The 6,428-nt window shown below is 38.7% G+C and carries 6 protein-coding genes and 1 other annotated feature; of the genes, 5 read left to right on the top strand and 1 reads right to left on the bottom strand.

What is annotated here, in order from left to right; translation table 11 throughout:
• The 5 genes from AC52RT_RS15880 to nhaC form a co-directional block, all read left to right on the top strand.
• Window positions 1–851, top strand: an 851-nt coding sequence (locus AC52RT_RS15880; protein ID WP_495541642.1) for an LTA synthase family protein, incomplete at its 5' end; no start/stop codon positions are given.
• A 77-nt stretch (window positions 852–928) separates the two neighbouring features.
• A complete protein-coding gene (locus AC52RT_RS15875; protein ID WP_495541641.1) occupies window positions 929–1,912 on the top strand; it encodes an EAL domain-containing protein in 984 nt (327 codons plus the stop codon).
• 48 nt (window positions 1,913–1,960) lie between these two features.
• Window positions 1,961–2,177, top strand: a binding site (T-box leader).
• Between the two features lie 43 nt (window positions 2,178–2,220).
• Window positions 2,221–3,477 (top strand): tyrosine--tRNA ligase, encoded by a 1,257-nt coding sequence (gene tyrS, locus AC52RT_RS15870; protein WP_495541640.1) that lies wholly within the window; start codon window positions 2,221–2,223, stop codon window positions 3,475–3,477.
• 125 nt (window positions 3,478–3,602) lie between these two features.
• Window positions 3,603–3,728 (top strand): hypothetical protein, encoded by a 126-nt coding sequence (locus AC52RT_RS15865; RefSeq protein WP_495541639.1) that lies wholly within the window; start codon window positions 3,603–3,605, stop codon window positions 3,726–3,728.
• A 343-nt stretch (window positions 3,729–4,071) separates the two neighbouring features.
• Complete coding sequence (gene nhaC / locus AC52RT_RS15860; protein ID WP_495541638.1) at window positions 4,072–5,451, top strand: Na+/H+ antiporter NhaC; 1,380 nt, start codon at window positions 4,072–4,074, stop codon at window positions 5,449–5,451.
• 80 nt (window positions 5,452–5,531) lie between these two features.
• Here nhaC and AC52RT_RS15855 read toward each other — a convergent pair.
• Window positions 5,532–6,428, bottom strand: an 897-nt coding sequence (locus tag AC52RT_RS15855) for an FtsW/RodA/SpoVE family cell cycle protein (protein WP_495541637.1), incomplete at its 5' end; no start/stop codon positions are given.

The following is a 6,428-nucleotide window of genomic DNA, read 5'->3' as shown; positions in this document are numbered from 1 at the left end:
AGGATGAAAAGTATTATTCAGCTGTCTTCCATGGAAATGACCCATCTTTTTGGAACCGTGAGAACATGTATATGAACTTAGGCTATGACCGCTTTTTTTCTAAAGGTGACTATACAGTGACACCTGAAAACTCTATTAACTATGGAATTAAAGATATTCCTTTTTTTCAGCAGTCGATTCCCTATCTGAAGAGTCTTCCTAAACCGTATTTAGCGAAGTTTATCACACTGACTAATCATTTTCCGTTTTTGTTAAATGAGGAGGATCAGATGATTAACCTGGCAGATACAGATGAAGGGGTCGTGAATCGGTATGTGACGACCGTTCGTTACCAGGATGAAGCAATAAAACAGTTCTTTCAGCAATTAAAGGAAAAAGGGATGTACAAAGACACAATATTTATTTTATATGGTGACCATTATGGTATATCAGAAAAATATGAAGATGCCTTAACTGATATGCTTGATCGCGAAAAGAGGGCAGTCGATCACACAGAGTACCGCCAAGTTCCGCTTATTATTCATATTCCTGGTCAAAAAGGGATGACCATATCAAGTCCAGGTGGTGAAGTAGATATTCAATTGACGTTGCTTCATTTGCTTGGAATAAAAGATAAAGCAATCACATTCGGCTATGATTTATTTACGAGACCTAAGAATCATCCAGTTATTTTTCGTGATGGAGGGTTTGTAACGGAAAAGTACATCTATCAAGATAATACCTGTTATCACAAAGGCAGCGGTGATCAAGCGAATGCTGAAGCGTGTATGCCTTTCCAAGAAACGGTTAGTAAAGAATTGAATCTGTCTGACGATATTATTAATGGAGATCTCTTAAGATTTAACTATTGATAATGTGATTAAATGAATAGTGAAGAAGAGTAATATTTTTTTTACTTATTTGTGTACAGTTTAAGGGGAAGGTAACCATGGGTCCATGTGCATGCGGCGTACATTTTTCAATCTTTACACCTGGTTTTTTGCATATCCAAGGAAAGGGTGGATTGAAAGGTTTTAACGGGCTGATTGAGGACAGTGAAGGTAGTTATTTGCCTTATAATTCGAAAGAAGAATTAGAAGCAATTGTAAGAGAGATTCTTACTTTACCGAATGCTGCTCAGATCAAAGGTTCAATTTTAAAATCTATTCAAAAAGCCTATCATGTGTATTCACTATTGGAACTAGCTAATCGAATTACTCATCATGAAGTGATTACAATCATTCAAGAAACGGAATTCAACTCTATTTTTCAACCCATTTATTCCTTAGAAAATGACCAGCTTTTTGCATATGAATCACTTTTACGCGACCCGCTGGCAAGAATATCACCAGGAGAATTATTTGAAGCAGCCCAAAAAACGGGTATGCAGAGTATGCTTGATCAAAAAGCCAGACAGGCGGCGATTAAGAACCGAGCAGGCTTTGTTCCAAGCGGCATAAAAAGCTTTATTAATTTTCTTCCGTCAACGATATACAATCCAGAATTTTGTTTAAAACATACTTTTGAAGCTGTAAAACGCTACCAAATCAATCCAGCGGACCTTGTATTTGAAGTAGTTGAAACGGAAAAAATTCAGGATATTGATCATTTAAAGAAAATCTTTACTGTGTATAAAAGAGAAGGAATTGGTGTGGCTTTAGATGATTTTGGCAGCGGCTTTGCTACATTAGATGTTCTTGTCAAACTTGCTCCTAATTATGTGAAAATAGATCGTTCTAAGATTGATTATTGTGATCAACTTGCAGAAAAACAACAATTTTTAAAACGAGTGGTCGCGTTATGTAAGGAGTTAGGGATCATAACCCTGGCAGAGGGCATTGAACGCAAAGAAGAACTCGACTATTGTAAACAGATCGGAATTACATTAGCCCAGGGCTATTACTTGGGTAAGCCAGGGAATTTACCTGCTTAGGAATTGACAGTTTTATGAATGTATTATAATATTGTAAAAATTCAAAAATAAAAAGCAATGATAGGAATAAGTAGCAGCGAATCTCCCTGTTTCAGAGAGCCGGTGGTTGGTGTGAATCGGTACAAAGGTTTGGGTGAATTACCTCCTTGAGCTTCCTTTGTGAACAATAGTAGCAAAGGACGGACGAACCGTTATTCGTTTGAGCGGAAGAATGAATGTTCTTCAACAAGGGTGGTACCGCGTGCAAGATAACCACGTCCCTTTTTTAGGGGGCGTGTTTTTTTATGGACAAAATGGGGGAGAGACGAATGATGAATTATATGGAAGTATTAACAGATAAACAAATGGCGGGGCTGGAAAAGCAATTTGAAGAACTATCGAGCGGGGTACAGGAAATCCTGCCGGTTGGCGAATTTAAAGCAAAACTTGCCAAGTCCATTGCACTTGGTAAACCCTTAAAGGTTAAGCTGGGTCTTGATCCATCTGCTCCTGATGTTCATTTGGGACACACGGTTGTTTTAAATAAACTGCAAAGATTCCAAGCGTACGGACACCGTATTCAATTAATCATTGGTGATTTTACTGGGAAAATTGGTGATCCCACTGGAAAGTCGGAAGTGAGAAAGCAGCTTACGGATGAAGAAGTGAAACGTAATGCAGAAACGTACTTTAAACAATTTAGCAAGGTGTTGAATATGGATGCCGTAGAGCTTCACTATAATTCAAGTTGGCTCTCGGAGTTGAATTTTGAAGATATTGTTCGTTTAGCGGGAAAAATTACTGTTGCAAGAATGCTTGAACGTGATGATTTTGAGAAACGGCTTGGAGCTGGGAAGCCAGTATCTTTACATGAATTCTTTTATCCGCTGATGCAGGGTTATGACTCAGTTGTCCTTGAAAGCGATATTGAGCTGGGAGGCACGGATCAGCATTTCAATGTTTTAATGGGGAGACATCTACAAGAGCATTATGGTAAGGAAAAGCAGGTAGTCATAACGATGCCTTTGCTTGAAGGACTCGATGGAGTTGAGAAAATGTCAAAGTCTAAGGCTAATTACATTGGCATTGATGATACACCAGCCGACATGTATGGGAAAACGATGTCAATCCCAGATGAACTAATGGTCAAATACTTTAAGCTTTTAACCAATTTGCCTGTAGAGAAAATAAACGAAATTGAGCGTTTTCTAAACGATGGCTGTTTGCACCCGCGTGATGCGAAAATGCAACTTGGCCGTGTCCTTGTCTCTATGTATCATGATCATACTGCTGCAGAACAGGCAGAAAGAACATTTAAATCGGTATTTCAAAAGGGAATTCTACCCGAGACAATACCATCTGTTTCTTGGGAAGGACCCCTACAGACAGGGATTTTAGATTTATTGGTTGAACTAAAGCTGCAAACATCTAAAAACGAAGCACGCAAAATGATTAAAAATGGCGGAATTCGATTAAATGGGAAAAAAGTGGCGGATGATAACCTTCTGATCACCATAGAAGATGGTTTAGTTGTTCAAGTCGGTAAGCGAAAGTTTGTAGAATTGAAAGCGAATCAAATCAAGTAATGGACTACTGGCTCAAGCTTCCAAAATATACAGGATGTCAAATATGTAAATCAACGATTGGTTGAAAAAGGATATGAATTGAATGGACACAAAACGGGCGAGCCTCCTCATTAGCGGAATTACCTGTGATTGGTGAAGATGAAATGAAAGGTGTTATAGACGCTGATTTTTTAATTGTGCTGCTGACAGGAGGGAAAGGCAGCCATTTTAAAATGGGAATGGCTCTGGGCCTTAGATCTTTTCTCTCCTGAGGATCGGGTCTAAGAGCTTGACTCAACCAGTACATTTTATCAAGTATCGCTGTTTACCATTTATGTTGGGGATTATATGACTTTATTCAAACATTCTGATGAGGCATCTTGCTTATATAGAAGGTGCTTTTTTAGCCAAGATCAGCCAGCAAAAAGAGTAACTGCACACCTATTACACATGTAAATAAGCAAGAGCTAAAATGAGGCATTGACAGAACGTAAATTTTGTCATACATTTAATTCTATACTTTAGTGCTTAAAAGCGTTTAAGTGCGAAGTAATTCATTTTTGCATCTTATTTAAGGTCTTTCGGCTAGTACAACTTTGAGAGTGAGGAATTGTCATGAAACTAGAAGATACGAACCTAAAGCTTTCAACCATAGAAGCGATACTTATCTTATTTTGTGTTTTACTGATGATTGGAACAGGGATTATCTATTACGGTATGAATCCGCATTTGCCAATTATCGGAGCTATTTTATTTTTGTTTGTATATGGTGGATGTAAAGGTCTCTCATTTCGTGTAATGGAAAAGGCATTGATACAAGGAGCGATATCGGGACTCGGGGCCATTTATATTTTCTTTTTCATAGGACTGTTAATTGCTGGCTGGATCGTCAGCGGTACCATTCCGACGATGATGTATTATGGATTTGAACTAATCTCAGATCAGTCTTTTTATGCGGTTACTTTTTTAGTGACTTCGTTATTAGGTCTTTGTATAGGAAGCTCACTAACAACAGCAGCTACCTTAGGCGTCGCTTTCATTGGAATGGCTTCAGCCTATGGTTTGTCCCTTCCGATAACAGCTGGTGCAATTATCTCAGGTGCATTCCTTGGCGATAAAATGTCTCCATTATCTGATACAACAAACCTTGCATCAGAAACAGTGGGGGTTCCCTTATTTGTTCATATCAAAAACATGTTGTGGACAACCATTCCAGGCTTTGTTATTACCTTTACTATTTTTTATTTCTTATCTCCGAATATAGCTATTGGAAATGGTAATGAAATTACTACACTTATTCAAGCATTAGACAAGCATACATTCATAAGTTTGTGGAGTTTGCTGCCGTTTATTGTAGTAGGAATATTGGCTTTAAAAAAGACGGCTGCTATTCCAACGATTGCCGCTGGCATTATTTCTTCCGTTGTCATTGCTTTTATTGGTCAGCCAGAAATGACGATTACAGAAATGGGTACTATTTTGTTTTCAGGATTTGTTTTAGATAGCGGTGTTGAACAATTAGATACAATTCTTACAGCAGGCGGACTTGAAAGTATGATGTTCTCAATTTCTCTTGTGCTGTTGGCACTTGGAATGGGCGGGCTCTTATTTGGACTCGGTATTATACCTTCTCTCTTACAATCGATTGCTGCTAAGTTAAATTCCACTTCACGCCTCGTTTCTGCTACTGTAATGACAGGAATTGGCGTAAACTTTTTGGTAGGTGAACAGTATTTATCAGTCCTTTTGCCAGGAAAAGCTTACCGTGAATCATACGATAAGCTAGGTTTGGCCGCTAAATCATTGAGCCGGACCCTTGAGGATTCTGGTACCGTAGTCAATCCGTTAGTTCCATGGGGCGTATGCGGCGTCTTCTTAACACAGGTACTAGGTGTTTCAACCCTTGACTATGCACCCTTTGCCTTCTTTTGTCTGCTATGTCCGTTTTTAAGCTTAATAAGCGGCTTTACGAAAATTGGACTTCATACAAAGTGACAATCATTATTCGTAACCAGCTATTCTTCACATAATCATGAAAAAACAGGTTGCCCATTTTGGCAGCCTGTTTTTTCTAGTTACATAGATTCATGGTTAGTAAGGGTCGTTTCTTTTTCTTTCTGTGCGTTTAAGTTCATACGCATAATGACATTTTGGAAGATTCCAATTGAGATCATCATCATTAAAAGAGAGGATCCTCCATAACTAATAAAGGGAAGGGTAATACCTGTGATTGGAATCAGACCGGTAGCTCCTCCAACATTGATAAACACTTGAATGCCGATCATGGAAGAAATGCCGATTAATAAAAGACTGCCAAAGGGGTCTTTGCATCTTGAAGAAAGACTGAATCCTCGTAACACAATAAATCCTAGGGTTAATAAGACAAACAGTACGCCTAGAAGACCAAGTTCTTCTGCAATAATGGCAATAATGAAGTCAGTGTGTGCTTCAGGTAGGTATCCGTATTTTTGAACACTATCGCCAAGACCTACGCCGCTTATACCGCCAGAGTCGATTGCAAATAGAGAGTTGACTAGTTGGTATCCATCATCTGCAGCAGTTCCAAATGGATCCATAAAACCAGTGAAACGGGATAATCTTTCCGGAGATAGGATGGATGATAATTTACCAGTAATCAACATGATAAAGGCAGGAATAAGAGCGAAGCCTGCTGAAATCACTGCTAATTTACCTATACTCTTGATTGTCATTCCAGATGAAAGAATAATGGATCCAGAAATAAGAAAGATGATCATCGCACTACCGTAATCAGGCTGCAGGATAATTAAACTACAAATGAAGATGAGAAAAAAGATTGGCGGCATAACCGCTTTATCAATATTATTAATCCGGTCCTGACGTTTCCCATAAATGGCGGATAGATAGACAATCAAAGCCAATTTGGCAAACTCTGCCGGTTGAACCGAAGTAGCTCCAATTTGAACCCAGCTGGTTGCATTATTAGATGTATA

It is taken from the genome of Peribacillus sp., assembly GCF_059453735.1.
The sequence above is the reverse complement of the archived record's forward strand: the minus strand, read 5'-3'. Positions and strand labels throughout refer to the sequence as shown.

Excerpts from the sequence above, each read along its gene's own strand:
- AC52RT_RS15875 (WP_495541641.1), top strand. The coding sequence starts at position 929 with ATGGGTCCATGTGCATGCGGCGTACATTTTTCAATCTTTACACCTGGT.
- nhaC (WP_495541638.1), top strand. The coding sequence starts at position 4,072 with ATGAAACTAGAAGATACGAACCTAAAGCTTTCAACCATAGAAGCGATA.
- tyrS (WP_495541640.1), top strand. The coding sequence starts at position 2,221 with ATGATGAATTATATGGAAGTATTAACAGATAAACAAATGGCGGGGCTG.